This is a genomic window from Nocardioides sp. CCNWLW239, from assembly GCF_037137035.1.
Lineage (GTDB): Bacteria > Actinomycetota > Actinomycetes > Propionibacteriales > Nocardioidaceae > Nocardioides.
Genome location: NZ_JBBBNW010000005.1, coordinates 50,181 through 75,248, shown reverse-complemented (window position 1 = coordinate 75,248; position 25,068 = coordinate 50,181). Strand labels below are relative to the sequence as shown.

General features: G+C 69.6%; 27 protein-coding genes and 1 riboswitch. Of the genes, 8 read left to right on the top strand and 19 right to left on the bottom strand.

All coding sequences use genetic code 11. The features are described from left to right. The first annotated feature begins 78 nt into the window (after positions 1 to 78). Complete coding sequence (locus WBG06_RS19475) at positions 79 to 951, top strand: metallophosphoesterase (protein ID WP_336738623.1); 873 nt, start codon at positions 79 to 81, stop codon at positions 949 to 951. 10 nt (positions 952 to 961) lie between these two features. On the opposite strand, the gene WBG06_RS19470 is transcribed toward WBG06_RS19475, so the two are convergent. Continuing rightward, positions 962 to 2,263, bottom strand: coding sequence for an HNH endonuclease (locus WBG06_RS19470; RefSeq protein ID WP_336738622.1), 1,302 nt, complete (start codon positions 2,261 to 2,263; stop codon positions 962 to 964). 206 nt (positions 2,264 to 2,469) lie between these two features. On the opposite strand from WBG06_RS19470, the gene WBG06_RS19465 reads away from it, so the two are divergent. After that, positions 2,470 to 3,027 carry a GNAT family N-acetyltransferase gene (locus WBG06_RS19465; RefSeq protein ID WP_336738621.1) on the top strand — a complete coding sequence of 186 codons (558 nt, stop codon included), beginning with the start codon at positions 2,470 to 2,472 and terminating at the stop codon, positions 3,025 to 3,027. Between the two features lie 3 nt (positions 3,028 to 3,030). On the opposite strand, the gene WBG06_RS19460 is transcribed toward WBG06_RS19465, so the two are convergent. The 5 genes from WBG06_RS19460 to WBG06_RS19440 all read right to left on the bottom strand — a co-directional run bounded on the left by WBG06_RS19460 (position 3,031) and on the right by WBG06_RS19440 (position 6,237). Beyond that, a complete protein-coding gene (locus WBG06_RS19460; protein WP_336738620.1) occupies positions 3,031 to 3,231 on the bottom strand; it encodes a hypothetical protein in 201 nt (66 codons plus the stop codon). A 4-nt stretch (positions 3,232 to 3,235) separates the two neighbouring features. Next, on the bottom strand, positions 3,236 to 4,129 hold the full coding sequence (locus tag WBG06_RS19455; protein ID WP_336738619.1) for a hypothetical protein: 894 nt from the start codon (positions 4,127 to 4,129) through the stop codon (positions 3,236 to 3,238). A gap of 25 nt (positions 4,130 to 4,154) precedes the next feature. Further along, a complete protein-coding gene (locus tag WBG06_RS19450) occupies positions 4,155 to 5,000 on the bottom strand; it encodes an arylamine N-acetyltransferase family protein (protein ID WP_336738618.1) in 846 nt (281 codons plus the stop codon). Then, positions 4,997 to 5,410: a flavin reductase family protein gene (locus WBG06_RS19445; protein ID WP_442945485.1), complete on the bottom strand. Its 414-nt coding sequence runs from the start codon at positions 5,408 to 5,410 to the stop codon at positions 4,997 to 4,999. Before WBG06_RS19445 ends, WBG06_RS19450 begins: the two co-directional genes overlap by 4 nt. An 80-nt stretch (positions 5,411 to 5,490) precedes the next feature. Further along, complete coding sequence (locus WBG06_RS19440; RefSeq protein WP_336738617.1) at positions 5,491 to 6,237, bottom strand: lysophospholipid acyltransferase family protein; 747 nt, start codon at positions 6,235 to 6,237, stop codon at positions 5,491 to 5,493. A gap of 182 nt (positions 6,238 to 6,419) precedes the next feature. On the opposite strand from WBG06_RS19440, the gene WBG06_RS19435 reads away from it, so the two are divergent. Next, entirely contained in the window at positions 6,420 to 6,908 is a 489-nt protein-coding gene (locus WBG06_RS19435; RefSeq protein WP_336738616.1) for a hypothetical protein, read from the top strand. On the opposite strand, the gene WBG06_RS19430 is transcribed toward WBG06_RS19435, so the two are convergent. Both WBG06_RS19430 and WBG06_RS19425 read right to left on the bottom strand, forming a co-directional pair. Then, on the bottom strand, positions 6,909 to 8,012 hold the full coding sequence (locus WBG06_RS19430; protein WP_336738615.1) for a hypothetical protein: 1,104 nt from the start codon (positions 8,010 to 8,012) through the stop codon (positions 6,909 to 6,911). Positions 8,013 to 8,340: 328 nt separating this feature from the next. Beyond that, on the bottom strand, positions 8,341 to 8,841 hold the full coding sequence (locus WBG06_RS19425; RefSeq protein ID WP_336738614.1) for a hypothetical protein: 501 nt from the start codon (positions 8,839 to 8,841) through the stop codon (positions 8,341 to 8,343). 160 nt (positions 8,842 to 9,001) lie between these two features. Between WBG06_RS19425 and WBG06_RS19420 the strand changes: the two genes are divergently transcribed. Beyond that, a complete protein-coding gene (locus WBG06_RS19420) occupies positions 9,002 to 9,610 on the top strand; it encodes a hypothetical protein (RefSeq protein WP_336738613.1) in 609 nt (202 codons plus the stop codon). 119 nt (positions 9,611 to 9,729) lie between these two features. Here WBG06_RS19420 and WBG06_RS19415 read toward each other — a convergent pair whose 3' ends face one another. From WBG06_RS19415 to WBG06_RS19395, 5 genes are read right to left on the bottom strand one after another with little or no spacing between them, the layout of a single operon-like run. Then, a complete protein-coding gene (locus WBG06_RS19415; RefSeq protein WP_336738612.1) occupies positions 9,730 to 10,701 on the bottom strand; it encodes an ROK family protein in 972 nt (323 codons plus the stop codon). After that, entirely contained in the window at positions 10,698 to 11,651 is a 954-nt protein-coding gene (locus WBG06_RS19410; RefSeq protein WP_336738611.1) for an ROK family glucokinase, read from the bottom strand. The genes WBG06_RS19415 and WBG06_RS19410 overlap by 4 nt, the downstream gene beginning before the upstream one ends. A 3-nt stretch (positions 11,652 to 11,654) precedes the next feature. Continuing rightward, on the bottom strand, positions 11,655 to 12,077 hold the full coding sequence (locus WBG06_RS19405; protein WP_336738610.1) for a DUF5304 family protein: 423 nt from the start codon (positions 12,075 to 12,077) through the stop codon (positions 11,655 to 11,657). Then, positions 12,074 to 13,291, bottom strand: coding sequence for an ArsA family ATPase (locus tag WBG06_RS19400; RefSeq protein WP_336738609.1), 1,218 nt, complete (start codon positions 13,289 to 13,291; stop codon positions 12,074 to 12,076). The genes WBG06_RS19405 and WBG06_RS19400 overlap by 4 nt, the downstream gene beginning before the upstream one ends. After that, on the bottom strand, positions 13,288 to 13,734 hold the full coding sequence (locus WBG06_RS19395) for an SRPBCC family protein (protein WP_336738608.1): 447 nt from the start codon (positions 13,732 to 13,734) through the stop codon (positions 13,288 to 13,290). The genes WBG06_RS19400 and WBG06_RS19395 overlap by 4 nt, the downstream gene beginning before the upstream one ends. Positions 13,735 to 13,866: 132 nt before the next feature. Between WBG06_RS19395 and WBG06_RS19390 the strand changes: the two genes are divergently transcribed. Beyond that, positions 13,867 to 15,657 carry an AMP-dependent synthetase/ligase gene (locus WBG06_RS19390; protein ID WP_336738607.1) on the top strand — a complete coding sequence of 597 codons (1,791 nt, stop codon included), beginning with the start codon at positions 13,867 to 13,869 and terminating at the stop codon, positions 15,655 to 15,657. 85 nt (positions 15,658 to 15,742) lie between these two features. Here the strand turns inward: WBG06_RS19390 and WBG06_RS19385 are convergent, their stop codons facing one another. The 4 genes from WBG06_RS19385 to WBG06_RS19370 form a co-directional block, all read right to left on the bottom strand. After that, on the bottom strand, positions 15,743 to 16,972 hold the full coding sequence (locus WBG06_RS19385) for a M48 family metalloprotease (protein ID WP_336738606.1): 1,230 nt from the start codon (positions 16,970 to 16,972) through the stop codon (positions 15,743 to 15,745). 93 nt (positions 16,973 to 17,065) lie between these two features. Beyond that, on the bottom strand, positions 17,066 to 18,268 hold the full coding sequence (locus WBG06_RS19380) for a hypothetical protein (protein ID WP_336738605.1): 1,203 nt from the start codon (positions 18,266 to 18,268) through the stop codon (positions 17,066 to 17,068). A 38-nt stretch (positions 18,269 to 18,306) separates the two neighbouring features. Continuing rightward, complete coding sequence (locus tag WBG06_RS19375; RefSeq protein ID WP_336738604.1) at positions 18,307 to 19,299, bottom strand: C40 family peptidase; 993 nt, start codon at positions 19,297 to 19,299, stop codon at positions 18,307 to 18,309. A 15-nt stretch (positions 19,300 to 19,314) separates the two neighbouring features. Next, positions 19,315 to 19,518, bottom strand: a riboswitch (cyclic di-AMP (ydaO/yuaA leader). A 96-nt stretch (positions 19,519 to 19,614) separates the two neighbouring features. Next, the gene (locus WBG06_RS19370) at positions 19,615 to 19,797 is read right to left on the bottom strand and encodes a hypothetical protein (RefSeq protein ID WP_336738603.1); all 183 of its coding nucleotides are present in this window, start codon (positions 19,795 to 19,797) and stop codon (positions 19,615 to 19,617) included. 122 nt (positions 19,798 to 19,919) lie between these two features. Here WBG06_RS19370 and WBG06_RS19365 point away from each other — a divergent pair, with 122 nt between their 5' ends. From WBG06_RS19365 to WBG06_RS19355, 3 genes are all read left to right on the top strand, one after another. Further along, positions 19,920 to 21,185, top strand: coding sequence for an NYN domain-containing protein (locus WBG06_RS19365; RefSeq protein ID WP_336738602.1), 1,266 nt, complete (start codon positions 19,920 to 19,922; stop codon positions 21,183 to 21,185). A 225-nt stretch (positions 21,186 to 21,410) separates the two neighbouring features. Further along, positions 21,411 to 23,165, top strand: a complete 1,755-nt coding sequence (locus WBG06_RS19360) for a DEDD exonuclease domain-containing protein (protein WP_336738601.1) — start codon at positions 21,411 to 21,413, stop codon at positions 23,163 to 23,165. Positions 23,166 to 23,188: 23 nt separating this feature from the next. Next, a complete protein-coding gene (locus WBG06_RS19355; protein WP_336738600.1) occupies positions 23,189 to 23,467 on the top strand; it encodes an Lrp/AsnC family transcriptional regulator in 279 nt (92 codons plus the stop codon). A gap of 48 nt (positions 23,468 to 23,515) precedes the next feature. Here WBG06_RS19355 and trpD read toward each other — a convergent pair whose 3' ends face one another. Both trpD and WBG06_RS19345 read right to left on the bottom strand, forming a co-directional pair. Further along, on the bottom strand, positions 23,516 to 24,553 hold the full coding sequence (trpD, locus tag WBG06_RS19350) for an anthranilate phosphoribosyltransferase (protein ID WP_336738599.1): 1,038 nt from the start codon (positions 24,551 to 24,553) through the stop codon (positions 23,516 to 23,518). Continuing rightward, positions 24,550 to 24,960: an Rv3143 family two-component system response regulator gene (locus WBG06_RS19345; protein WP_336738598.1), complete on the bottom strand. Its 411-nt coding sequence runs from the start codon at positions 24,958 to 24,960 to the stop codon at positions 24,550 to 24,552. The genes trpD and WBG06_RS19345 overlap by 4 nt, the downstream gene beginning before the upstream one ends. Between the last annotated feature and the right edge of the window lie 108 nt (positions 24,961 to 25,068).

The following is a 25,068-nucleotide window of genomic DNA, read 5'->3' as shown; positions in this document are numbered from 1 at the left end:
CCTGGCCGAGTTCCTCGATCCGAGCCGATCTCGCCATGTCGACCGCGTCGCCGGCGCGCGCATGGCAGCCTTCACCACGTGACCCGGATCCTGCATCTCTCCGACACCCACGTCTCCGCCAGCGGCCACGACATGGACGGCGTCGACGCCGTGGCCTCGCTCGAGGGCATCCTGCGCGACGCCCGCCACGTGCCAGGTCTGGACGCTGTCGTCGTCAGCGGCGACATCGCCGATGACGGCTCGGTCGAAGGCTGCCGCTCGGTCCTGGATCGGGTGGGTGCGTTCGCGGCCGAGCGCGGCATCCCGCACGTCTACTCGACGGGCAATCATGATGCTCGCGGACCGTTCCGCGAGGTCCTCGGCAGCGGTCACCTCGAGGCCGACGGCAGCGACCGCGGCCGCCTGCTGGACCCGGACTCGGACCTGTGCGCGGCGGTCAGCTTCCTCGGCGACCTCCGGGTCGTCACCGTCGACAGTCTGGTGCCGGGCAAGACCCACGGCTTCCTCGACGAGCACCAGCTAGCCGGCCTCGCGGCGGAGCTGGCCACCCCGACACGCGACGGAACGGTCCTCGTCCTCCACCATCCGCCCCTCCACCTCACTGCCCTCCCGTGGGTAGCCGATGTCGTCCTGCAGAACATCTCGGCCCTGGGCCGGGTGGTGCGGAGCAGCGACGTACGCGTGATCCTCGCCGGACACCTTCACTTCCAGGCCAGCGGGTTCCTCGCCGGCATCCCCGTCTGGGTCACCCCTGGCGTCGTCACCCGCATCGACACCACCGCGCCACCACATCTCGTACGCGGCGTGCTCGGAGCCGGCGCCTCCGTCATCGATCTCGCCGACCCCGCCTCCCCCACCTTCCACGTCATCTCCGCGCGCGACCCTCGCGCGGGCGAGCAGGTCTACCTCTACGACCCCGTCTCCGGCGACGACGTCCTCGAGGAGCTCTGACTCGGCTCGCTCAGGCTGCGAGGGTGTGGTCGAGGAGTACGTTGCGCAGCCTGAGCTCTCCCCGCGACAGCGGTGGTGGGTCCGGTCGCCAGGTGTCCGGGGGCGGGCTGGTGTAGGTGTGCCCGGTGGGTGTGATGGTGGTGATGCTGCCGTCCGGGCCGGGTCTGGCCCGCCATCCGATCGCCTCCTTCGCCTGATTACACCTCTCACACAACCCTTGAAGATTGCCGGCACTGGTCGTGCCGCCATCAGCGTGGCGCTCGATGTGGTCGATGTTCCGGATCGGGGCGTCACACCCAACCGTCCGGCAGATCCCGGCATCGCGGGTGGCGATGAACTCAGCCAACCCCTCAGGGGCTTTGCGTGCCCGGGACTCCATCGTGACCAGCTGACCGACAGGGTCGGTGAACAGACGACGCACAAAGACCTCGGCATCAGCAAGCGCTTCGCGAGCCCACGTGGCAGGCACCGGGCCGTAACCCTCCACCATCGCCGGCTGGTCACTGGTGTTGGCGAGCGCGTCGGCGCTCATCACGATCTTCACCTCGACCCGAGGCCGCGCAGCACCGTCCACGCTCTCGCGCCCGGTGACCCGCTCGACCAGGGTGTCGGCCATCACCTGACCCCGAGTGCGTCCATCGCCAGCCGCACGAGCCGCGTTCGCGGCTTGATCCAGGGCGGCGAACACCGCGACGCCGTCCTTGACCGGGAGCAGGGCACCGAGCCAGGTCATCGTGTCCGGTGCGGGTCGCACACTGACCCGCCGGTCCTTGACTGCGTTGGCGGCACGGGCGACGACCGATTCTTGGTCGAGGGTGATGGCCAGTGTCTTGGCGGCCTTCTCGAGCTGCTTGAGCCCCATCGCCAGCACCCTCGGGGCCTGACCGTCCTCGCCCGGCCCGCACAGTTGCGTGTCGATGATCCGACGGTCTTCCAACGACAGGCAGGCTGTCTCGCGGGCCAGGATGGTGGCCTGCCACTGCGAGAACTGCCCGGCTTTCATCAACTCGAACGTATGCGGCATCTCCGCGATCAAGACCTTCGCCAGACCCAGCAGGCTCGCCCCCTTGACCGGTGCCACCCGCCGAGCGAGAGCGATCTGGGAGGCCGCACCTTCTCCGAGGCGACGAGCGGGAACTCCCGCGGCAGCCTGTCGCGACCGGACCGCGTCTTCGAGGCGTACCGCTGCTTCTGCTTGGACCGCTTCAGCGCGACACTTGATCTCTTCGAGGCGCGTGATCCAGTCGATCAGCTCGCCCTCGGACGCACCCGTGGGAGGCCCGGCGAGCAACTGGTCAGCGGTCTCGTTCATACGTTCCATTATGCCCCGAGAAGCACACGCGGTCCAGGCCATTCATGCTGGTCAGATGATAGTTATGCGGTCAGCGAACAAGTGATGGCGAATTTGCGCTGCGCCCCAAGGGACGACCCAGATCGATCTCTCGTCCCCCGGTCTCCGACCTCTCGCGCCAAGAACTGACGCCTCTGCAGTGGCCCCGCACGTGGCAGTCTCTTCCCGTGCCATTCACCCACCGCATCGCAACACCAGCAGACATCCCAGCCCTGACCTCGATCATGAACAGATCGATCGCCGAGCTCCAGAAAGAGTTCCTCACGGAGTCCCAGATCACCTCCAGCAAGACAGTGATGGGCATCGACACCCAGCTGATCGAGGACGGCACCTACTTCGTCGTCGAAGAGGACCGACAGATCGCCGGCTGCGGCGGCTGGAGCAGGCGGGCGACGCTGTACGGCGGCGACCACACCCCAGGGCGCGAGCCGACGCTGCTCGACCCTGCCACCGATCCCGCGCGGGTGCGTGCCATGTACACCGACCCCGGATTCGCCAGGCGCGGCGTGGGCAGACTGATCCTCGACCTCTGCGAGCGTGCGGCCGCGGCAGAGGGTTTCACCACTCTCGAGCTGATGGGCACGCTGTCCGGCGAGCCGCTCTACCGGGCGTACGGCTTCGAACCGGTCGAGCGGATCACCGACGACCGCGGCGGCGCCCCGGTGCCGCTGGTCAGGATGCGAAAGGACATCAGGCCCGAGACCGGGAGCACCCTCGCCGTCTGAAGCTCAGCGCGCGAAGGCGAACAGCCTCTCGGGGAGAGGCACGCGCGCGTCCTCGACAGAGCGCCGATGTACCCCGACCCGAAAGCCTGCATCGGCAGGACGTACGAACGTCTCCTCGGTGAAGCCGTGACGGGCGAAGACCCCACGAACGAGGTCGGCCGGGTCGTCGCAGAGCTTCTGCCACTCGTGCCAGTCGGTGCTCACTCCGCTACCCCTCGAGCCGCTCGACCTCGGCGGCAGCGGCGTCGCGGGCTGCGGCAGCGTCGGAGACCGCGGTCTCGGCGGAGTCCCGCGCCTCCTCGGCCTCGGTGAGCTCGTCCTCGACCTCGAGCGCGGTCGACTCCAGGTCGGCCAAGCGGCGGCGCAGCTCCTCGATCTCCGACTTGACCTGGAGCGAACGAGCCTCGACGTCCTTGAAGGCAGACATGGCGCCGTCGCGTCTCGACTCGGCCTCGGACAGGGCGGACTCCGCCTCGGCGAGCGCCTCGCGGGCCTCGTCGAGGGCGGCGGTGTCGGGCAGGTCAGGGACCGCACGCAGCGGTTCGCGAGGCGGCGGGACGACCTCGGGAACTTCGAATCCCAACGCCTCGGGCAGCGCGACGGCAGAGGCAGCATCGACCGCGTCGACCCCGGTCGCGGACAACGCGGAGACCAGCAGCCCGCTGCGTACGGCCTGGGCAGCGGACTCGTCGATCATCGCCGCGGTCAGGGTGGCCTCGACCTGCGTGGCCACCGCCTCCGTCACCCGCAGCCCGCTCTCTCGTGCCAGGCCGCGCGCCCGGGTGGTGACCGCGGCGGTCAGCTTCCGGCGCTGCTTGGTGAGCTCTCGCAGCTGAGCCGCATCCATCCCGGTCTGCGCCTCGCGCAGCAACGCACCGACCGAGATGACCTCCTCCACCTGCGAGGTCTCGCGGCGCACCAGCAGGTTCACCACCCATGCCGCGGTCGAGGGCTTCTTGAGTCCCTTGACGGACTTCGCGACAGGCGTCCCCTTCAGTGCCTTGGCCCGCGCGTCGCGCTCCGGGGTGAAGTCGGCCAGCGGCAACCCGTAGAGCTCGGCCGCGATGTCGAGCAGCTCGGGGGCAGGTGCGTCGTCGCTCATGTCGGCCATCTCAGCACGTCGCCGACTACCGCGTCAGCAACCACTCGTCGTACTCGGCAGCCTGTCGCTTGTGGAGCTCGCGCAGCGCGTCGTCCTCGACACCGCGGAACGACAGTCCGATCCCGGCCAGAGCCGTACGCCACTGCTCGAAGTCGCGCAGCTCGCGCTCGAAGGACTCCTCGCCGCGGCGGAGGTGCCGGATGGAGCGGACCGTCTCGGCACCGGACGCGTCCCGCCGCTGCACCACGAGCTTGCGCGTGAAGTCACCGTCCGGCGGGGTGGAGAGCCGCACGTGCGAGGCCTCGATGTCCGCCACCGCCACGCCCCCGCGCACGAACGACCCGTTGAACGAGCCGTGCGGGTCGTGGTGGAAGGTCCACCCCGACTCCCCCACCCGAGCCAGCCGGTAGACGAATCCCGACTGCCGAAAGTGCCCTTCGACCAGCGGAAACGGGTCTCGGAAGCCGTCCCCGTAGCCGACATCGACGACCCATCGCCCGTCCGGGTTGTCCGACGTCGGCAGGCCGACGACTTCCAGCGCCAGGTGGTCCAGGGTCCCCGACGGACCGGTCGCCTCGAGCATCTGACCGCTGCGGCGTACGACGTCGAAGCCGAGCTCGGCGAGCACCAGCGAGAAGACGCCGTTGTTGTGGAAGCAGTAGCCGGCGTTGCCCCCGGCCGCCACCCGCTCGAGCGTCTCCACCGGGTCGACGGCGTCGGGCGCGCTCGTCGCTCCGATGGCCGCGAGCATGATCGAGAGGTTCTCATAGGGAAGCGTGTCGAGATGGCGGTGATGGAGATCGACAAGCGTCTCGTACGTCGGCTCCGGCCGCCCCTCGATGCCGAGCCGTCGCAGATAACCGTCGATCATCGTTCATACCTTCCGTGCCGGTGGACCAGCGGGTCGGAGTCGTCACCGACCTCGAGCGACACGATCTCGCACGTCGCCAGCACAGACCAGCCGATTTCCGTCATCGAGACCAGACGCACGCCGGCCCATGTCGGGGCATCGGCCAGCCGCGGTCCGAACTCGGTCGACTCCCACGACCCGCTGCGGAATGCTCCGCCCGGCGCGGGAGCGGTGCCACCGAACGCCTCGGCGAGGTCGCGGTGACGCCAGTGGAGCAGCGACACGACCCCGACGCCCGTCTCCTCGAGCTCGTCACGCAGCTCGGAGTCGGGGTCGAGCAGGCCGAGCACGGCGCCGGGCGCCCCGTTGGCCATCATCAGCGAGGAGACGGTGAGCCCGGCCCGGGAGCCGGCGGAGCCCGAGGTCCACAGCGAGACCCGCCCACCCAGACGCCCGCGCCACCGGCGTACCGGATCCTCCGGCGTCGGGAACGGGTGGGAGGAGTGGATGGTCAGGCGACGTCCTTGTTCGGCGCGGCCTTCTTCGCGGCCTTCTTTGCGGGCTTCTCGCCGTTGGCGAGCTTCTTGGCGTCGGTGGCGTACATGTCGACGTACTCCTGGCCGGACAGCTTCAGGATCTCGTAGACGATCTCGTCGGTGATCGCACGCAGGATGTAGCGGTCGTTGGCCATGCCCTCGTAGCGCGAGAAGTCCAGCGGCTCGCCGAAGATGATCCGCGGGCGAACGATCTTGCCGAGCTTCTTGCCCGGAGGCGCGATCACGTCCGTGCCGATCACCGCGACCGGGATCACCGGAGCGCCGGTGTCCAGCGCCAGCCGGGCGATGCCGGTGCGGCCGCGGTAGAGCTTGCCGTCGTGAGAACGGGTGCCCTCGGGGTAGATGCCGAAGAGCTCACCGTCGCCGAGCACCCGCTTCGCGGCGATCAGGGCACCCTCGGCCGCGGTCGCTCCCGACCGGTCGATCGGCACGTTGCCGGTGCCGCTGAAGAACGTACGCTGCAGGAATCCCTTCACGCCCGTGCCGGTGAAGTACTCCGCCTTGGCGACGAAGCGCACCATCCGCGGGGAACCCAGCGGCATGAAGAGCCAGTCGGCGTAGGAGAGGTGGTTGCCGGCCAGGATCGCCGGGCCCTTGCGCGGGATGTTCTCCACGCCCTCCCAGGTCGGGCGGAAAACCGCCCGGAGCAGAGGACCGACAGCGACCCACTTCAAGAACGAGTAGAAGAGCTTCGTCGACACCCCATCGCCTTCCCTATTTGCCTTCGACCGGTGAGCCTATAACGAGACAGGTACTTTCGACTCGCGCGCCCTCTCATGAGGTCGGGCTAGGCTTGGAGCGTGAGCGAGCGCCAGCGAGGGAACCGAGGAATCAACACGCCGCCGCGTCCGTATTCTGGCGCTTGCGCAACGGGGGTGGCGGCGTGAGCGACCGAGACGACCGGCCTGAGGACGCGACCGGGGCCCCTGACGATGCCTCCGTGCCCTCGGAGGGCCAGTCGGCGGAGGACGAAGCCTGGCGTGCGATCGTCGAGAACTACGGCGACCGTCCCGCGCTCGAGGAGGATCCCGTCCCCCGCGGCCTCTTCGAGAAGAAGATCGACATCGTCGAGCCGGTCGATGAGCCCGACGCCTACGAGGACATGTGGCGCGACGACGACGAGGGGTACGTCCCTCCGCCTCCGCCGCCGCTCCCGAAGCCGACCCCGGCTCGCCTGCTCGCCTGGATCGGCGTTCTGGGAGCCCCGGTTGCCGTGCTGCTCCTGATCGTGGTCACCCAGATCACGGGCCGCCACTTCAACAGCTGGGTCATCGGCGGCCTGGTCGCTGCCTTCTTGGCCGGCTTCGTCTACCTGCTGGCGACGATGCCCTCCGAACCCCGTGACCCCTGGGACGACGGCGCGCGCGTCTGATCAGCTCTGCCTAGGAGACCCGTCCGGGTTCTGGGTCTTCGGGTCGTACGTCGCCCAGGCACGTCTGTCGGTCTCGGGATCGAGAACGTTGTTCCCGTTCGGGTCGGACCACTGCTCGTCGGTGTCTTCCAAGAACTCCTGGTTCTTGCCCTGCGCCTTGTCGTCCTTCTTGCCTCCGGTACGACCACCGGCGCCGCCGGCGCCTCTCATCCCGGCACGGCTGCCTGACCCGGTCATCGACCTGCCCCCGGAACCCGCCCCGCCACCGGCACGCCCGACGCCACCCGCACGTCCGGCGGTGCCACCTCGTCCAGCGGCCGAGGTCGCCCTGGCCGCCCCCGACGCCGCACTCGTACGCGCCGCACCGGCGCCCGCGGTCGCGGCCCTTCCGGCGCTCGCGGCCCCGAAGCGGTTCGCGATCGCCTTGGCCAATCCCGCACCCACGGCAGCACCCCCGACGCCCACACCCAGGGCAAGCGCACCGCTGCTGCCACCCGCCAGCGGAGCCAGTCCGTCGGCGGTCTCCACCGTGGCGTACTCGGTCGACTCCGCTGGAGAGCCGTCGGCGTTGATCCACTGGGACCCGTCCCACTCGGGCTCGTTCTTGGCCAGCTCAGCGTTGATGGTCTCGTTCTCGGCGGCGATCAGCTCATGACCCCAGCCATCGGGATAGATGACCTCCGGTCGGTACCCGGCCTTACGCGCCTCCGCTTCCTGGATCCGGCTCGCGGATCCGTAGGAGTAGGGGGCCTGCGACCCCGCCCCTCCGATGCCGCCGCTAGAGCTCGCGCCGGCCTTGTCGTTGGGGTCCTCGGTGATCGCCCGGACCTTCGGGTCCGCAGTCACCACTCCGTCGTTGATCTGCTCGATGTGATGGGCGGCCCGCGCCTCACCCGCAGCGATCGCAGCCTCTTCCGCCGCATAGGCGGCCCGATCCGAAGCCAGTGCCTTCTGGTTCTGCACCGCCTGCGCGGTATCGATCCCGATCCCGGTCTGGGCGTACTTCTGGCTCGACGGATCCGGCGCCGGCCCATGAGACGACGGCCCGTGCAGCTCGTACGCCGCCCGATCCGCCTCTGCGGCCCGCAGACGCTCCGACACCACCTGAAGAACCTGAACTGCCGCTTTCAACTCAGTCGCACGGTCCTCCAGCGCGTTTCCCGAGGTCTTGAATGCGTTCACCGCAGCGCGACCGGAATACGACGCCTCCGCGAACGCGTCTTGGAGGTGCTTCACCGCCTGGAGCAACTCCTCCGCGTCATCCTTGAGCTCTCGGGAGATTCGGTCCCAGGCGTCGTTGCTGGTGTTGATCGTCGCTGGGTCTGCTCCTAGGCAAGTCTTATCCAGTTCGCGCATCATCGGGCCTTTGACGGTCATAGCGCAGTCCTCGCAATCGCCCGCAATGGGTTCGCTCGGGTGTCAGACAGCGTGATCACTTGCCCTCGCCCCCACTCTGTCCTTGCTCGAGTCCGGACTTGGACGTTACTTCCTGCACGGCCTGCTCGATGGCCTCGGCCATCGAGCCAAATCCCGGGATCAGGCCGGCAGCGTCTGGGATGTCGATCTTGACCCGCGTGTCCTTACCGGTGCTGTCGAAGAAGGGTTGACTCAACTTGTCCACGCCTTCTTGGAGCGTCCTGAAGTAACCTTCCGCGTCCTCGTCAGCTCCCTTCACCTCTCGAACGGTGCCTTCCAAACCATTGTGAAGACCCTCGACGCCATCGTGGAGGTTCGACAGCAGTGACTTGATGCGGCTTCGGGCCTCGACGACCTCCTTGCCGAGCGCCTGCCCGTTAGCGCTTCCCCCGAATGCACCGGCAGAGATCTCAGGGACCTCCAGCACATCGATCCGGACCAGCATGTCGCCCAGCATCGCCTGAACCTTGTTCACGGCACTTTCGACGACCTTGACCTCGTTTGCCCCCGAAGTCATGCGATCCTCCCGAGCAGATGACCGGGCCATCGACGACGGCCCGCTTTACTTGCCAATTGAAACACCTCGGGTCGCGGGCTACCACGCCAATCCAGACACCAGCGTTTGACACCGAGCACCGACCCGCTCGACGGCATCCCAGTCGGCTAGTCTCGCCCGCATGACCTCTGCTCGGGACGCTCGCACTTTGCTCGCCTCCGCTGCGCTCGCCATGTTGCTGACGGCGGCCATCACTGCCTGCGGCACGCCTAGCGACGCGCCCTCCGAGGGGTCTACACCCAGCTCGACAGCAGCCCTCCCCACAGAGTCCGGATCGCCAACTGCCGCATGGCAGACTGCCGACGCTAAAGGTGCCACCGTTCAGATTCCCCCGGACTGGTCCCAGGATTGGGACGGCGCAAGCATCCTGTTCAAACCTCCGGCCGACTCGACAGGTTTCGACGTGGCCCGCACCGTGTTCGTGGTCAAGCCTGGGCTGTGGGAAGGCACCCCTGGAGAGATCAACTCCCTGGGGGATGACGAACTCAGCGATACCAAGTCGGAACCAGGAGTACGGGCCGCTCGACGCTTGCCAGACCTGAAGGTCAACGGCGCCACGCTGTTTCACATTCGGGCAGAAGACGAGACGAACTGGATCGACGTCTTCGGCACGCTGAACGGCAGCGAACGAACAACCGTCGCCTGGCAGATCAGCAAGGGGGCGTTCCCAGACCGCAAGGAAGCCGACGCGATGATCGACCCGGTGATGCAGACCTTCACGTTGAGCTGAGCGACTACAGGTCAGTGAGAGTTCGCCGCCAGGGACGCTGACCGTCCATGGCTCTTCCCCGATGGCGAGATCTCAGGAGCGGTGACCACACCCGGGTAGGCGAACACACTGCGGCGGCATCATGACCTGGTGAGCCGACGCGCCAGGATGCTCGCACCGACAACCCCGGCCTCGGCACCGAACTCGGTGGCCACGATCCGCGGCACCTCACGATGGTGGCGACCGACGAGCGACGCCTCGAGAGCCGCGCGAGCGGGCGCGAGCAGCAGGTCGCCCGCGGTGGAGACTCCCCCGCCGACGACCAGCAGCTCAGGATCGAAGGCGGCGACCAGGCCGGCCATGCCGACCCCGAGCCACGAGCCGACCGACTCGTACGCGGCCAGGGCGAGCACATCGCCGTCGGCCGCGGCGGCGGTGACCGCCGGACCGGTGATCTTGAGCGGGTCGCCCGCGGCCAGCTCGTCGAGCGGGCACCCGGCGTACTCCTCGGTCTCCACGCGGGCGCGGACGAAGGCGACCAGCGCGTTGCCGGAGGAGTACTGCTCCCAGCAGCCGGTGAGACCGCACTCGCACGGCAGCCCACCAGGGACGACCTGCATGTGGCCGAACTCCCCGGCCATGCCGTTGCGGCCACGTACGACCCGGCCGTCCAGGACCACGGCGCCACCGATCCCGGTGCCGAGGGTGATGAGCAGGGCCGAGTCGACGCCGCGGGCCGCGCCGAGCTCCAGCTCGGCCAGAGCAGCGCAGTTGGCGTCGTTGTCGAGCGCCACCCGCGTGCCCCAGCGCGCGGACAACCGGGTCAGGGTGGGCTCGCCACGCCAGGGCAGGTGAGGCGCGAACATGACCCGCTCACCGGCGGCGTCGACGAACCCGGCAGCCGCCAGCCCGACGCCGGCGACGGGTCGGCCGGCGGCCACCTCGGTGACCGCCTCGGTCAGCGCGTCCTCGACCAGCTCGAGGTCGACCCGGCGTCCCGGTGTGCTGCGGTGGGCCGTGCGGAGCACCTCGCCTGTCGGCGAGACCTCCGCCGCGAGCACCTTGGTGCCGCCGATGTCGACACCGACATGGACGGAAGCGCTCGAGCTCACTTGCGAGCCAGGTCAGCCGCGCCGATCAGACCGGCGTCGTTGCCCAGCGTCGCCTTGCGGATGTCGAGCATCGGCCGGTGTCCCCGGCCGGTCAGCTGGGCCTCGAAGGCGCGCCGAGCAGGTCCCAGCAGCAGGTCGTCGGCATCTGCCACTCCCCCGCCGATGGCGACCACGGCCGGGTCGAGGACGGCGGCGATCGACGCGATCCCCTCGCCGAGCCAGATGCCGAGATCGGTCAACGCCTCGATCGCGAAGGCGTCGCCGTCGCGGGCCGCCTCGGTGATCAGCGGGCCCTTGATCTTGTCGAGGTCGCCCTCGGCGCGGTCCAGCACCTCACGGGCCAGCAGCGAGCCTCCGCGCGCGGCGGAGCGGACGTTGCGCACCAGAGCCGAGCCCGAGGCGTACTGCTCCCAGCAGCCGCGGTTGCCGCAGCCGCACAGGTGGCCGTTCGGCACCACGCGCATGTGGCCGATCTCGGCGCCGACGCCGAAGGCGCCGCGGTAGAGCTCGCCCTCGAGCACCAGGCCGCCGCCGACACCGGTGCCGACGGTCACGAGCATCATGTTGTCGACCTCGGCACCCGCGCCGTACTCGAACTCGCCCCACGCGGCCGCGTTGGCGTCGTTCTCGATCACGACCGGCAGCTCGAGGACCTTCTCCAGCCGCTCCTTGAGCGGTACGTCGCGCCAGGCGATGTTGGGGGCGAACATGACCGTCGAGCGGTCCTTGTCGATGTAGCCGGCCGCGCCGATCCCGACGCACTCGATCGGGTGGCGGGTCTTGAGCTCCTGGACCACCTCGATGATGGCGGCCTCGATGGCCTCCGGGCTCTTCGCTGGGGACTCGACGCGGTGGTTCTCGATGATGTTGCCGTCGTGGTCGACGACGCCGCCGAGGATCTTGGTGCCACCGACGTCGACGCCGCAGGCGAGCTTCTTCACCGTCGTCATACCTCAGCTCCAGCCGTCGAGATCGATCCGCTCGACCTTGTCCGAACGCTGCGCCCGTCCCTGGGTCGCATCTTCCTCAGCCCGCACGCCATCACCGTGAGCATCCTCGTCTTCACTAGGGCCAGCACCCGGACTCGTGGCCGCCGCGTTGAGCACCGTGGCCGCGGCCTGCATCAACGATGCGGCAGCGCTGGCCAGGTGCACCTTGACCTCCGGGCTCGACTCCCGGAGGACATGAACGGTACGGCACAGCGGGCAGTAGGCGCACTCCGGCGCTCCCGAATCGAGATGCTCGCCGAACGACTCGGCGAGATGTCCGATCCGGGAGTCCTTGGCCCATTCCCCGATCGCCTCCATCAGGCGGCCGAGCTCCTCGGCCGTCGAGCCCAACGGCTCCTCGGCCCACTCGTGGCGCTGCTCGCTCACGATGTCTCACTCTCGGTGTTCGTCGTCTGCCGAGAGAACGTTACTCGCAGCTCCCCGCCCTCGACCCGCGCCCCGTTGACGCGCATCCGGGCGAGTGCCGCGGGGAGCGTCAGCAGGCGCCGGTAGGCCCCCACGGTGATGGCCAGCTCGTCGCCGTTGCGGCCCAGCTGGACCTGGTCGCGATCGACCCACTGGGCCAGCCCGGGCAGCGCCAGATGGACGATCGTTGCCTCACCGATGGTCTCGGTGCGGAACGGAGCCGCGGTCGCGGGGGCGGCGAGCGGGTCGACGCTGCCGGACCAGGCGTACGCGGCCTCGGCGACCTCACGCAGGTCTTCGACGCCCACGGGCTCGGTCGGCCGGTAGAACGAGCGCCAGACCGGCAGGCCCTCGAAGGAGGCCCCGACATCGCCGAGCACGTCGTCCTGCGCCTTGACCCAGCCAGCGCGCCAGTCGTCGGAGCCGCCGGCCGGGAAGATGCGGTTGGCGATGACACCGTCCACGCGGTAGCCGTAGAGGGAGAGCGTCGTCCAGGAGCGTCGCGCCTCGGCGAGCACCACCCGCTCGGGGGTCAGCACGATGCGTACGGAGGCCTCGGGGCCCGACAGCAGGGCACGCACCTCGGTGAGCTCGCCGTGGAGGCGGACCAGTGCGTCGAAGACGGAGTCGCCGGGCATCGGCACCCCGGCGGCCTTCGTGAGCACGGGCTTGAGCGCCTTCACCATCGTGCGCTGCACCGGGAGGATGCGCTCGAGATACCAGCCGAGCGCCTCGGGAAGCGCGAGCAGGCGCAACGTCTCAGCGGTCGGCGCGCAGTCGACCACGATCGTGTCCCACTCGCCTGAGAGCGCCATCCGGCGCAGCTCCAGGAGCGCGAAGACCTCCTCGGCACCGGGGATGATGGTCAGTTCCTCGGCCGCGATCCGGTCCACGCCGATGGTGTCCAGGACGCTCAGCAGATAGCCCTGCACCTCCGCCCAGGACTCCTCGAAGCGGCGCTGGGCATCGACGTGCTGGACGTAGAGGTGGTCGGAGACCTCGACAGGCTCGGAGCCCAACGCAGACTCGAGACCGAAGGCGTCGCCCAGGGAGTGGGCGGCATCGGTCGAGAGCACCAGCGTGCGCAGCCCACGGGCCGCGGACATCGCCGCGGTCCCGGCCGAGACGGTCGACTTGCCGACGCCGCCCTTGCCGGTGAAGAGGAGGATTCTCACGAAGGCGGACCCTGCTTCTCGACCCTCTGCTTGAGACCGCGCAGCGCGGTATCGATCAGGACCTTCTCGCCCTTGCGCTTGAGCATGCCGATCAGCGGGATGCTCAGATCGAGGGCGAGCCGGTAGGTGACCTCGGTGCGGCCGCCGAGGTCGCGCAGGATGTAGGCACCGTCCATCGAGCGGAGCAGGTTGCCCTTCACCAGCGACCAGGTGACCTGGCGGTCGCCGTCCCAGTCGTACGCCAGGGTGTATTCGTCCTTGATCGGCGCGACGTCCAGCACGAACCGGACCTGTTCGGCCCGCCCGTCGACGCCGGTCTCGACGACGTTGACCTCCTGCATGCCCTTGGCCCAGGCCGGATATGACTTGAAGTCCGCGATCACCGCCATCACTGCCGAGGGCGCGGCCTCGATCACGATCGTCGAGGTGGTCTGATCGGCCATCGGTGGTGTCCTCACTCCCTGACTTGCTAGGTGCCATGGAGCGTACCGGATAGCATCCCGGTGAAATGGTCGGGCTGTGACGGGGGTAACCTCCGGTTCGTACCCACCTACCATCAGTATGCGGAGGCCCTTGTGCGCGAGTTCTCCACGCCCGCGACGTACGTTGTTCCCCCCACCGGCAACCTGACCGACGATGTCGTGCGCAACGCCGCCGAGGCGCCCGAGGTGGCCGTCCTCAGCCGCCCAGGCCCCGATGGCTGGGTGGACGTCACCGCCGCGCAGTTCCTCGGTGAGGTCTCGGCGGTGGCCAAGGGCCTGATCGCAGCGGGTGTCGGCGCTGGGGACCGGGTCGCGCTGCTCTCGAAGACGCGCTACGAGTGGACGCTGATCGACTACGCGATCTGGTTCGCCGGGGCGACGACCGTGCCGATCTACGAGACCTCCTCGGCCGAGCAGATCGAGTGGATCCTCCAGGACTCCGAGACCGTGGCGATCATCGCCGAGGACGCCGGCCACGTCAGCCGGATCAGCGAGGTGCGCGCCGGCTGCACCTCGCTCAACAACGTCTGGTCGATCAGTGACAACGCCGTCGACCTGCTGGTCAAGCTCGGCACCGACATCACCGACGAACAGCTCGAGGCCCGCCGCAGCGCGGTCACCCCCGATGACACCGCGACGCTGATCTACACCTCCGGCACCACCGGACGCCCGAAGGGCTGCGTGCTCACCCACGGCAACTTCATGTTCGAGCTCGGCGTCGTCGTCGACTCGCTCGACGACCTGTTCACCTTCGAGGGCCGCAGCACGCTGCTCTTCCTGCCGCTCGCGCACGTCTTCGCCCGGATCATCCAGATCGGCTGCATCAAGTCGCGCACCCGGCTCGGCCACACCCCCGACATCAAGAACCTCGTCGCCGACCTCGGCACCTTCCAGCCGACCTTCGTGCTGGCGGTGCCGCGGGTCTTCGAGAAGGTCTACAACACCGCTTCGCAGAAGGCGGTCGCCGACGGCAAGGGCAAGATCTTCGACCTGGCGACCGAGGTCGCGATCGATTACTCCCGCGCCACCGAGACCGGCAGGGCCTCCTTCCTGCTCACCGCCAAGCACAAGCTGTTCTCCAAGCTCGTCTACGGCAAGCTGCTGGCCGCGCTCGGCGGCAACTGCTCCTACGCGGTCTCCGGCGGCGCGCCGCTCGGCGAGCGCCTGGGCCACTTCTACCGCGGCATCGGCGTCACCGTCCTGGAGGGCTACGGCCTCACCGAGACGACCGCCGCGCTCACGGTCAACCTGCCCGAGGCGTTCAAGATCGGCACCGTCGGGCGACCGCTGCCCGGCACCTCGGTGCGCGTCGCCGACGACGGCGAGCTGCTCTTCAAGGGCGGCCAGGTGCTCAAGGAGTACTGGCAGAACCCGCAGGCCACCGCCGAGGCGAAGACCGCGGAGGGCTGGTTCCACTCCGGCGACCTCGGCGAGGTCGACGACGAGGGCTTCGTCAAGATCACCGGCCGCAAGAAGGAGATCTTGGTCACGGCCGGCGGCAAGAACGTCGCCCCTGCCGTCCTCGAGGACCGTCTCCGCGCTCACGTGCTCGTCGACCAGTGCATCGTCGTCGGCGACGGCCAGCCGTTCATCGGCGCGATCGTCACGATCGACCCCGAGGCCCTGCCCACCTGGGCCGAGGCCAACGGCAAGCCCGCCGACATCAACGCCCTCGTCGAGGACGAGGACCTGCGCGCCGCGATCCAGAGCGCCGTCGACGACGCCAACAAGGCGGTCTCGAAGGCCGAGTCGATCCGCAAGTTCGTGATCATCCCCGACTCCTGGACCGAGGAGGGTGGCCAGCTCACCCCCAGCCTCAAGCTCAAGCGCAACGTGGTCATGCGCGAGTTCAGCCACGAGGTCGACGCGCTCTACGCGAAGTAGTTCTGGTGGCGCCGAGTCGGCGCATCTGACCCCGTGCCTGGCGAAGCGAAGCGAGCCAGAGGGGTCGGATGCGCCGACTCGGCGGTTAATCCAGCACCCGATGGGCGATCGCGATGCGCTGCAACGTCGTCGGGTGCGACCCGAACCACCACTGCGACCAGGCCTGCGGCGACGGGTCGGAGAGCGAGCGTACGCCGAGGGAGTGCTGCAGCCGCGTGAACGACTCCAGGTCGCCGGTGGCATGGAGCGCGTCGACGTCGGCCCGGATCTCGACCTGCCTGCTGAGGCCGTTCTGGACGGGCATGGCCAGCACGCTCGCCAGCGCGAAGATCGCCAGCAGCATCGGGATGCCCTCGGGGGTGGCGTACTCCTCCCGGCGGCGGTAGGACAGCAGCAGTCCCAGCAGACCGACGCCGGTGACCGCGCCGGCGGCCCCGATGACCGTCCCGACCAGGACGTCGTCGTGCTTGGCGTGGGCGAGCTCGTGGGCGACGACGGAGAGGACCGCTCCGCGTGCGGCTGCGCCCCGCTGGGAGTCGACGAGGTTGTCGTAGAGGACGACCCGGCGGGTGGAGCCGAAGCCGGTGACGTACGCATTGAGCGAGGTCGTCCGCCGGGAGGCGTCGACCACCAGCACATCGTCGAGATCGACGCCCTCGCGCTCCGCGATCGCCATCACCTCGGTGCGGAGCTGACCGCGCTGGAGCGGCTCGAAGTCGTTGAACAGCGGCTCGATGACGACCGGGTAGACGAACGAGCCGAGCACCACCAGGACCGCGACCAGACCGGCGGCGAGGGCAGGCCAGAGCCCGCCCAGACGGATGCAGGCGAAGAGGGCGAGCAGCGCCAGGGACGTGGTCAGGATGCCGACGACCTGGTTGAGCAGCGAGTCGGTGAGCCAGGGGCCCCAGTCCTGCCTGGAGAGCCCGTAACGCACCTGCAGGCGGTGGATCGCCACCCCGAACGGCAGCGTCGCGATCCAGCCGAGGAGCGTGACCACGGCGACCGCGAGCACCACTCGGAGCAGCCACGGTCCGCGCAGCCGCGCCACCAGACGACGACCGAGCGAGGTGAACCCCAGCACGCAGGCGACCGCGAGCGAGACGACGAGCGAGGCCCTGCTGATCCAGCGGGCGGTGCCGGAGTAGGCCAGCATCCGCTCCAGCTCCTCGGGCGTGAACACGTCACGCTCGTCGGGGAGCTCGAGCGCACCGCCCGGGTAGGGGTGCCACGGAATCAGCAGCCACGCCAGCACCACGAACGAGACCGCTCCGAGGACGAGAACGACCCAGGACGTACGCCTCGTGGTGATCACACCGCCACCCCCGTAGCGCAAGCGCCAGGATACGGACGCGGCGGTGTGTCGTATGCATGGTTCACTCGCTGACGCTCGCTCATTTCGCCCCAGTCATCGAGCAGAGTCTGACAGATGGGTCCGCCAGCGGGCGGTGAGCTCGTCCTCTCCGAAGCCGAAGCTCGCTTGCAGGGCCTTCTCGAGACCGATTCCGCGGCCGGTGTCCTCATAGAGGTCGACCAGGGCTTGCTCGCCGCCCGCGTCGGCGAGGACCTCGCAGGCCAGCCAGGCGGCTTCGTACTCGGCCCCGAAGTGCTCCGAGCGAGTGTTGAACTCGGCCTTGCCCGGCAGGTGCTCAGGAGGGCCGTTCTCGCGGACCTGGGCGAGGATCTGGCCGGCGGTCTTGCTCAACGGGAGGGCGGTGTCCCGGAGCGCGACGTAGTCGGCGAAGCCCTCGACCAGCCACATCGGCCGGTGGGTGTTGGTGGGCGCGTCGGTGGCCGCGTGCGTCGCCTCGTGGGTGATCACCACCTGTGCGCCCGGTGCGTCCAGGTCGCCGATGACGTCCTGGTTGACCCACACGTGCAACGGGGTTCCGGCCTTCATGGACCCGTCGACGGTCGCCGTGACCGCGGCGACGGCGGCGTAGGTGCCCTGCTGGGCCCCCAGGGCGGTGTCGAGCCCGTTGGCCGGCACCTCGAGGACGAGGCGCGGGTCGTCCCAGTCGACGACCTTGCGGACCTCGGTGACCGCAGTGGCGGCCAGCTCGGCGTAGCGGTCGGCCACGTCGGCCGAGGCCTGGACGACCACGAGGGTGGAGCCGGTGCGGCGCACCTCCACCGGCCCACTCAGCCACAACGGGGCCCGGGTGCCCTGGCTCGCCGAGAACCCGGTGATCGCGCCGTCGGCGTCGAAGCCGACCTTCAGCTCCTCGGTCAGCACCGGGTCGCCGGGAGTACGCCAGGACATCTCGACGTCGGCCGTCCAGGAGCCGTCCGGCGCCACGTTGCCGGACTCGGCGACGTACGTCGCGGTGACGTCCTCGACGCCGATGGCGTGCGCGTTGCGCACCGCCACCGCGGCAGCACCCTCGCCGTCGGGTGCCGCCCCCTCACGTACGCCGGTGACGAGCTGCTCCAGCGAGGCGCGGGCGGCTTCGGTGTCGGCGCGCACGACCGGCGCAGCGGTCGGGGTGGGCGCGACGTACTCGCCCCCGCCGGTCAGCCGCCACCCGACGAACCCGGCGAGCAGCATCACCAGCACGAGCCCGGTCCCGATCAGGACCCGGCGGGAAAGAAGAGAGCCGACCGTTCGCACCTGCGAACGATCGGCCTCTTCAGGGTCCTGGGTCAAACTCACCCCGGGCGGACGGCGCCCGTGTAGGGCATCTCGTCCATCGGGGAGACCTTCACACCGGTGCTCGGGTTGGACGCGTGCACGATCATGCCGTTGCCGATGTAGATGCCGACGTGGCTGATCGGGCTGTAGTAGAAGACCAGGTCACCGGGGGCGAGCTGGTCGCGCGAGACCTGGGGTCCGCTGCTGTATTGCGCCGAGGAGGAGTGCGGGAGCCCGACACCTGCCTCGCCCCAAGCGCCCATGGTGAGGCCGGAGCAGTCCCACGCCGCGGTGCCGGTGGCACCGTAGGAGTAGGCGTCGCCGACCTGAGCGAGGGCGTAGTCGACGGCGATCTTGGCGCGGCCCGAGGGCGGCGGCAAGTTGGACGGGATGCCCGCGCCCGCACCGGCGGCCTTGAACTCCTCCAGCTCGTCGGCCTCGAGCTCGTCGAGCTCGGCCTGCGCCGCCTCGTACTTCTTGTCGATCTCGCTCTTCTTCTTCTGCATGGTCGTCTTGACCTTGGCCATCTCGGCCTTGCGCTCCTCGGTGGCCTCGCGGCGCACCTGGAGGGCCTCTGCCTCGGTGTTGTAGCGAGCCAGCAGATCGGCCTGCAGCGCGTTGTAGGACGAGACGGTGGAGAGCCCGGCGAGGAACTCCTGCGGGTCGTCGGAGGTGATCACCTGGCCGACGGCAGAGACGTCGGAGCCCTCGAACTGCCGCAGCACGGAGTCGCGGAGCTCGGCGCGGATCTTGTCGAGCTCCTTGCTCTGGCGCTTCTCGTCAGCAGTGAGGTCCTCGAGCTGGTCCTTGATGTCCTGCAGCCGCAGCTTGGCGTTGCTGTAGTCCTCGTTGGCAGCCTCGGCCTGCGTGTAGAGCTTGTCGACCTTCTTGCGAACGTCGTCGATGTCTGGGTCGGCCTGGGCGGGGGTCGCGGCGGGAATGATCCCGGCGACGCCGATGGCGGCAATGCCGGCTGCACCGGCAATGAGTCGCTTCCGGTCGCGTGTCACGAGCGGACGGTCTCCTTGTGTAGTCGTTGACGCCTACCGGGTGAGCTGACGGGTTCAGGCACGACCTGCCCTACCACCGCTCCTCGACCCGGTCTCCCGGATCGCCCTTGCGGCGGATGCACCCCAGGTGGTCGGACCCCATGTTGCGGCGTACGACCGGTGTGGTTCCCCGGCTCCTGGCCCGCCCTGAAGCGGACCAGGACTAAGCGCGGCTCCCGCGTGGGCCGGTTGACCCACTTCCACGGGCGCCAAGTCCCTGCGCACACTAGCCGACGCCGTCCCCCACCTGCCAACCACCCACGCCCAAAAGTTCGTCTACATCCCTTCCACCATTCGCAGAGGCGGGATCAGTCCACCATCGGCCAGCACGTCGAGCGCCCGGCGCTCGTCGTCCTCGATGGTCAGCTCCGGGGGCGGGCCCAGGAGCACAGTGACCACGCAGTCGTGGCACGCCAGTCCCCGCACGAGGCAGGTGTCACAGTCGATTCTCGTCGCCATGTCGTGACGGTCTCACCGAGCACCGACATTTTTGCTTCCGTGCGGTTGCGTGCGGCGTGTCATCACCATCGCAGCACGGTATTCCAGGCGGCGATCGCGGACCGGGTCCCTACACTTGGAGCATGGAGGTCTCCGCGTACGCGACGCTCCCCGACACGGTCCGGGGACGCATCGTCGCGCTCACCGCCGGGGTCCTTCCCGACGTCGCGCGCCTCCCTCCCGCGCTCAAGCGGATCGCCGACTTCGCGCCCGCCCGGCGCGCCAAGGCCGGCGGCGCGATGATCGCCTCGGTGCTCGAGGGCGACGAGGAGGTGCGGGAGAGGATCGGGAGCCAGCTCCGGGCCGCCTACGTCACCGAGGGCTCCCCCGACGATCTCACCCCGCCCGAGGATCCGGCCGAGGCGGCCGCCGTCCTCTGGCTCGTGCGCCCCGACGGCTGGGAGGTCTCGCTCAAGGAGGCCCTGGACCGTCTCGACGCCGCCGCGGTGCCGGCCGTCGACGCCGAGGTCGCCCGCCTGCGCGCCAAGCTCGCCGCGGCCGAGGACGAGATCCGTGAGGTGCGGGCCGACCGCAAGGCCCGCCTCGACGACCTCAAGGCCGACAACACCGCCCTGAGACGCAAGCTCGGTGAGGCCCGGGCCGCTGCCCGCGAGGCGGGGACCGGCCTCGACGAGGCTCTGACCGAGGCCCGCACGGCGCTCGCCCGCGCGGAGGACGAGATCGCCGCACGCGACCGCCAGCTGCGCCAGCTCCGCAGCCAGATCGACAAGCTCGAGCGCGAGGCGGCCGCGGAGCGGCGTACGTCCAAGGCGGACCGCGACGACGCCTCGCTGCGGGCCCGGTTCCTGCTCGACACCCTGCTCGACGCCGCGGGCGGGCTCCGGCGCGAGCTCGCGCTGCCACCGGTCACCGGCACGCCGGGCGAGCGCGTGGAGGCCGAGCTGGCCGGCGCGGACGCCGCCGCCGGTGCCGGGGTCACCAGCAGCGCCCATCTCGAGCAGTTCCTGGCGATGCCGCGGGTCCGGCTGATCGTGGACGGCTACAACGTCTCCAAGGCCCTGTGGCCCGACTCCGCACTCGATGCGCAGCGGCTGCGGCTGCTGCGGTCGATCGCGCCCATCGCCGCCCGCACCGGTGCCGAGACGACCGTCGTCTTCGACGCCCACTCGGCATCTGTACGCCCCACCGCCGTGCCTCCGCGCGGCGTCAAGGTCCTCTTCTCCCCCGAGGGCGTCATCGCCGACGACGTCATCCGCGACCTCGTCGATGCCGAGCCCGCCGGCCGCATCATCCTGGTGGCCACCGACGACGCCGAGATCGTCAAGGACGTACGCCGCGCCGGCGCCCGCACCGTCCCGCTCTCCTCCCTCTCGCCCCTGCTGGGCTGACCCCAGCGTCGGAGCGGAGGAAGACGAGGATCAAGCGCAGGCGCTGCGCGAATTGCGAAGCAATCGCCACCAGTACAGCGCCGGAGCGTCCCTCGTCTGGACGCAGCGCAGAGAGGAGCGCAGCGACGAACGGAGCGGAGGAAGACGAGGATCAAGCGGAGGCGCTGCGCGAATTGCGAAGCAATCGCCAACAGAACTGTCGGCGGCATTCGCTAGTGTGTTCGCATGGGCAGTGCGGCGGTTCGTGAGGCGCGAAAGGAGATGCGCGCCCGGGCCGTCGCCCGACGCCAGCACGAGCAGGCCACGGGCCGCTGGGAGGCCCAGCGCGGCTTCGACGAGCTCGGCCGGCCGCTGCGCGACCTCACCTTCTGCGTGGTCGACCTGGAGACCACCGGCAACAGCCCCGACAACGGCGGGATGATCACCGAGGTCGGTGCCGTGAAGGTGCGGGGCGGCGAGGTGCTGGGCGAGTTCCAGACCCTGGTCAACCCGCACGTCGGCATCCCGCCCTCGATCGCCGTGCTGACCGGGATCACCAACTCGATGGTCGCATCCTCCCCCACCATCGAGTCGGTGCTCCCGGCGTTCCTCGAGTTCGCCGAGGGCTGCGTGCTGGTGGCCCACAACGCCCCCTTCGACATCGGCTTCCTCAAGCACTTCGCGGCGAAGCAGGAACGGCCCTGGCCCCGTTTCGAGGTGCTCGACACGGTGAAGATCGCTCGTCGGGTGGTCACCAGGGACGAGGCGCCCAACCACAAGCTCGGCTCGCTCGCCCGGGTCTTCGGATCGCCCACGACCCCCGACCACCGTGCCCTCCACGACGCCCGGGCCACTGTCGACGTCCTCCACGGGATGTTGGAGCGCCTCGGCAACATCGGCGTGCAGACCCTCGAGGACCTGGCCGTCTTCTCGGCCAAGGTCACCACCGCCCAGCGCAAGAAGCGTCATCTGGCCGAGGACCTGCCGCACGCCCCCGGGGTCTACCTGTTCAAGGACGAGAAGGGCCGGGTGCTCTACATCGGCACCTCGAAGGACCTCCGGACCCGCGTACGCACCTACTTCACCGCCTCCGAGACCCGCTCCCGGATGGGCGAGATGGTGGGACTGGCCGCGACCGTCCAGGGCATCGAGTGCGCGACGGCGCTCGAGGCTGGCGTGCGCGAGCTGCGGCTCATCGGCGAGCACAAGCCGCCCTACAACCGCCGCTCGCGCCGCCCGGAGAAGATGCACTTCGTCAAGCTCACCCGCGAACCCTGGCCGCGGCTCAGCCTGGTCAAGCAGGTGCTCGACGACGATGCCGACTATCTGGGTCCGTTCGGCTCCAAGAAGGTCGCCGAGAAGGCGCTCCAGGCGCTGCACGACACCTTCCCGATCCGGCAGTGCTCCGACCGGCTTCCACTGCTCCCGCGGCGCACCCCGTGCGTCCTCGCCGAGCTCCACCGCTGTCTGAGCCCGTGCGACCAGAGCGTCCCCGCCGAGACGTACGCAGCGCTGGTCGCCCGCGTCCGCGAGTCGCTGCTCCACCGGCCCGACGAGGTGGTCGAGACGGTCACGGAGCGGCTCACCGGCCTGGCCGAGCAGGAGCGGTTCGAGGAGGCCGCCGTCCACCGCGACCGGCTGACCTCCTACCTGCGTGGGGCCGCCCGCACCCAGCGGCTCAGCGCTCTGACCCGGCTGCCCGACCTCACCGCGATCCGGCGCGAGGACGACGGCCGGTGGGCAGTCCACGTCGTCCGACACGGTCGGCTCGCCGCAGCCGGCGTGATCCCGCGCGAGGCCAACGCGCACGCCTACGTCGCCGACCTCCAGCTCAGCGCCGAGACGGTCCTGGATGCCCCCGGCCCGGTGCCGGCCGCGAGCGCCGAGGAGACCGAGCTGGTGCTGCGCTGGCTGGAGTCCCCCGGCGTGCGCCTCGCCCATATCGAGGGCGAGTGGACCTGCCCGATCGGCGGTGCGGGCCGTCGGGCAGCGGCGCTCTAGGCGGATCCGCTAACGTGACCTGCGTGATCACAGCGATCGTCTTCATCAATGCCGAGGTCTCCCAGATCCCCGAGGTGGCCGAGGCCGTGGCCGCCATCGACGGTGTCAGCGAGGTCTACTCCGTCACCGGCCAGATCGACCTGATCGCCCTGGTGCGCGTCCACGCCCACGAGGACGTGGCCGTCGTCGTCGCCGACAAGGTCAACAAGGTCCCCGGCGTGCTCGAGACGGAGACGCACATCGCCTTCCGCACCTACTCCCAGGTGGACCTGGAAGCCGCCTTCTCGATCGGCCTGGACTAACGGGCGAAGCCCGTCGTGTGCAGCCGAGTCGGCCCGTGATCATCTAGATCACCGCGACGTAGCCGCGACCCACCGCTCGAGCACAGCCTGCGCCGCTCCCGAGTCGATCGACTCGGCAGCCCGAGCGATCCCTCCGGAGAGCCGCTCGTCGACCGAGCCGGACCCGGCGTCGTGGACCGCGAGAGCAGCACCCGCGTTGAGCAGCACCGCGTCGCGCACCGCGCCCTTCTCCCCCGCCAGCAGCCTCCGGACGACGGCAGCGTTGTAGGCGGCGTCGTCTCCACGCAGGTCCTCGGCAGTGGCCCGGCCGATGCCGTGGTCGAGAGGCTCGACGGTCGCCTCGGTGACGACACCCTGAGAGACCATCCACACGTGCGAGGTCGTGGTGGTGGTGAGCTCGTCGAGGCCGTCGTCGCCACGGAAGACCCAGGCGTCGGTGCCTCGGCGGGCGAAGACACCGGCCATCACCGGAGCGGCGGAGGCGTCGGCGCAGCCGATCGCGGAGGACGCGGGGCGGGCCGGGTTGGTCAGCGGGCCGAGCAGGTTGAAGACGGTGGCGATGCCGATCTCACGCCGCGCAGCCGCGGCGTGGCGCATCGCGGGGTGGAAGGCGGCGGCGAACAGGAAGGTGATCCCGGCCTCCTCGGCCACCTCGCCGACCCGCGAGACGTCGAGGTCGAGCCGGATGCCGAGCGCCTCGAGCACGTCGGCCGAGCCGGACTTGGAGGAGGCGGACCGGTTGCCGTGCTTGACGACCTTGGCGCCGGCTCCGGCCGCGACGATCGACGACATCGTGGAGATGTTGACCGAGAAGGACCGGTCACCACCGGTGCCGACGATGTCGAGCACGCGTCCGGGGACGAAGATCGGGTTGGCCTTGGCCAGCATGCCGTCGGCGACCCCGGCGAGCTCGTCGACGGTCTCGCCCTTGGCCCGCAGCGCCACCGCGAAGGCGGCGACCTGTGCGGGTGTCGCCTCGCCGGAGAGGATCTCCCCCATCGCCCATGCCGCCTGGTGCGCGGACAGCGACTGTCCCGCGACCAACGTGGTGAGGACCTCTGGCCAGGAGTTGGGCGCCGACGTCATGCGCCAACGTTAACGGGCCGCAACAGTCCCACGACCGTCCGGGCCAGCTCGAACGGGTCGAGCGGGTGCGGCACGGTGGCTTCCGCACGCGACCAGGTGCCGAGCCACGCGTCCTGAGGACGACCGATGAGGACCACGATCGGCGGAGCGTCCTTCACCTCGTCCTTGACCGCCTTCGCGATCCCCAGCCCGCCGGCCGGCGCGGCCTCCCCGTCGAGCACTGCCAGCGCGAGACCTCCGGCATCGAGCTGCGCACGCACGGCCGGCTCGGTGGCCACCTCGACGTATTCCACCTCCGGGAGGGAGGGGTGCGGACGGCGTCCGAGAGCGAGGATCACCTGCTTGCGGACGTCGAGGTCGTCGCTGTAGACGAGGATCTTCAGTGAGTTCGAGGTGGTGTCGGTCACACCCCGATGCTAGCGCCAACACCATGCTCTGAGGCCAGATGTCACACCCTGATCCTGAGCGGTGTCTCAAGGGTGTAGCACGGGTCTGAAACACGACACACAGGGTCC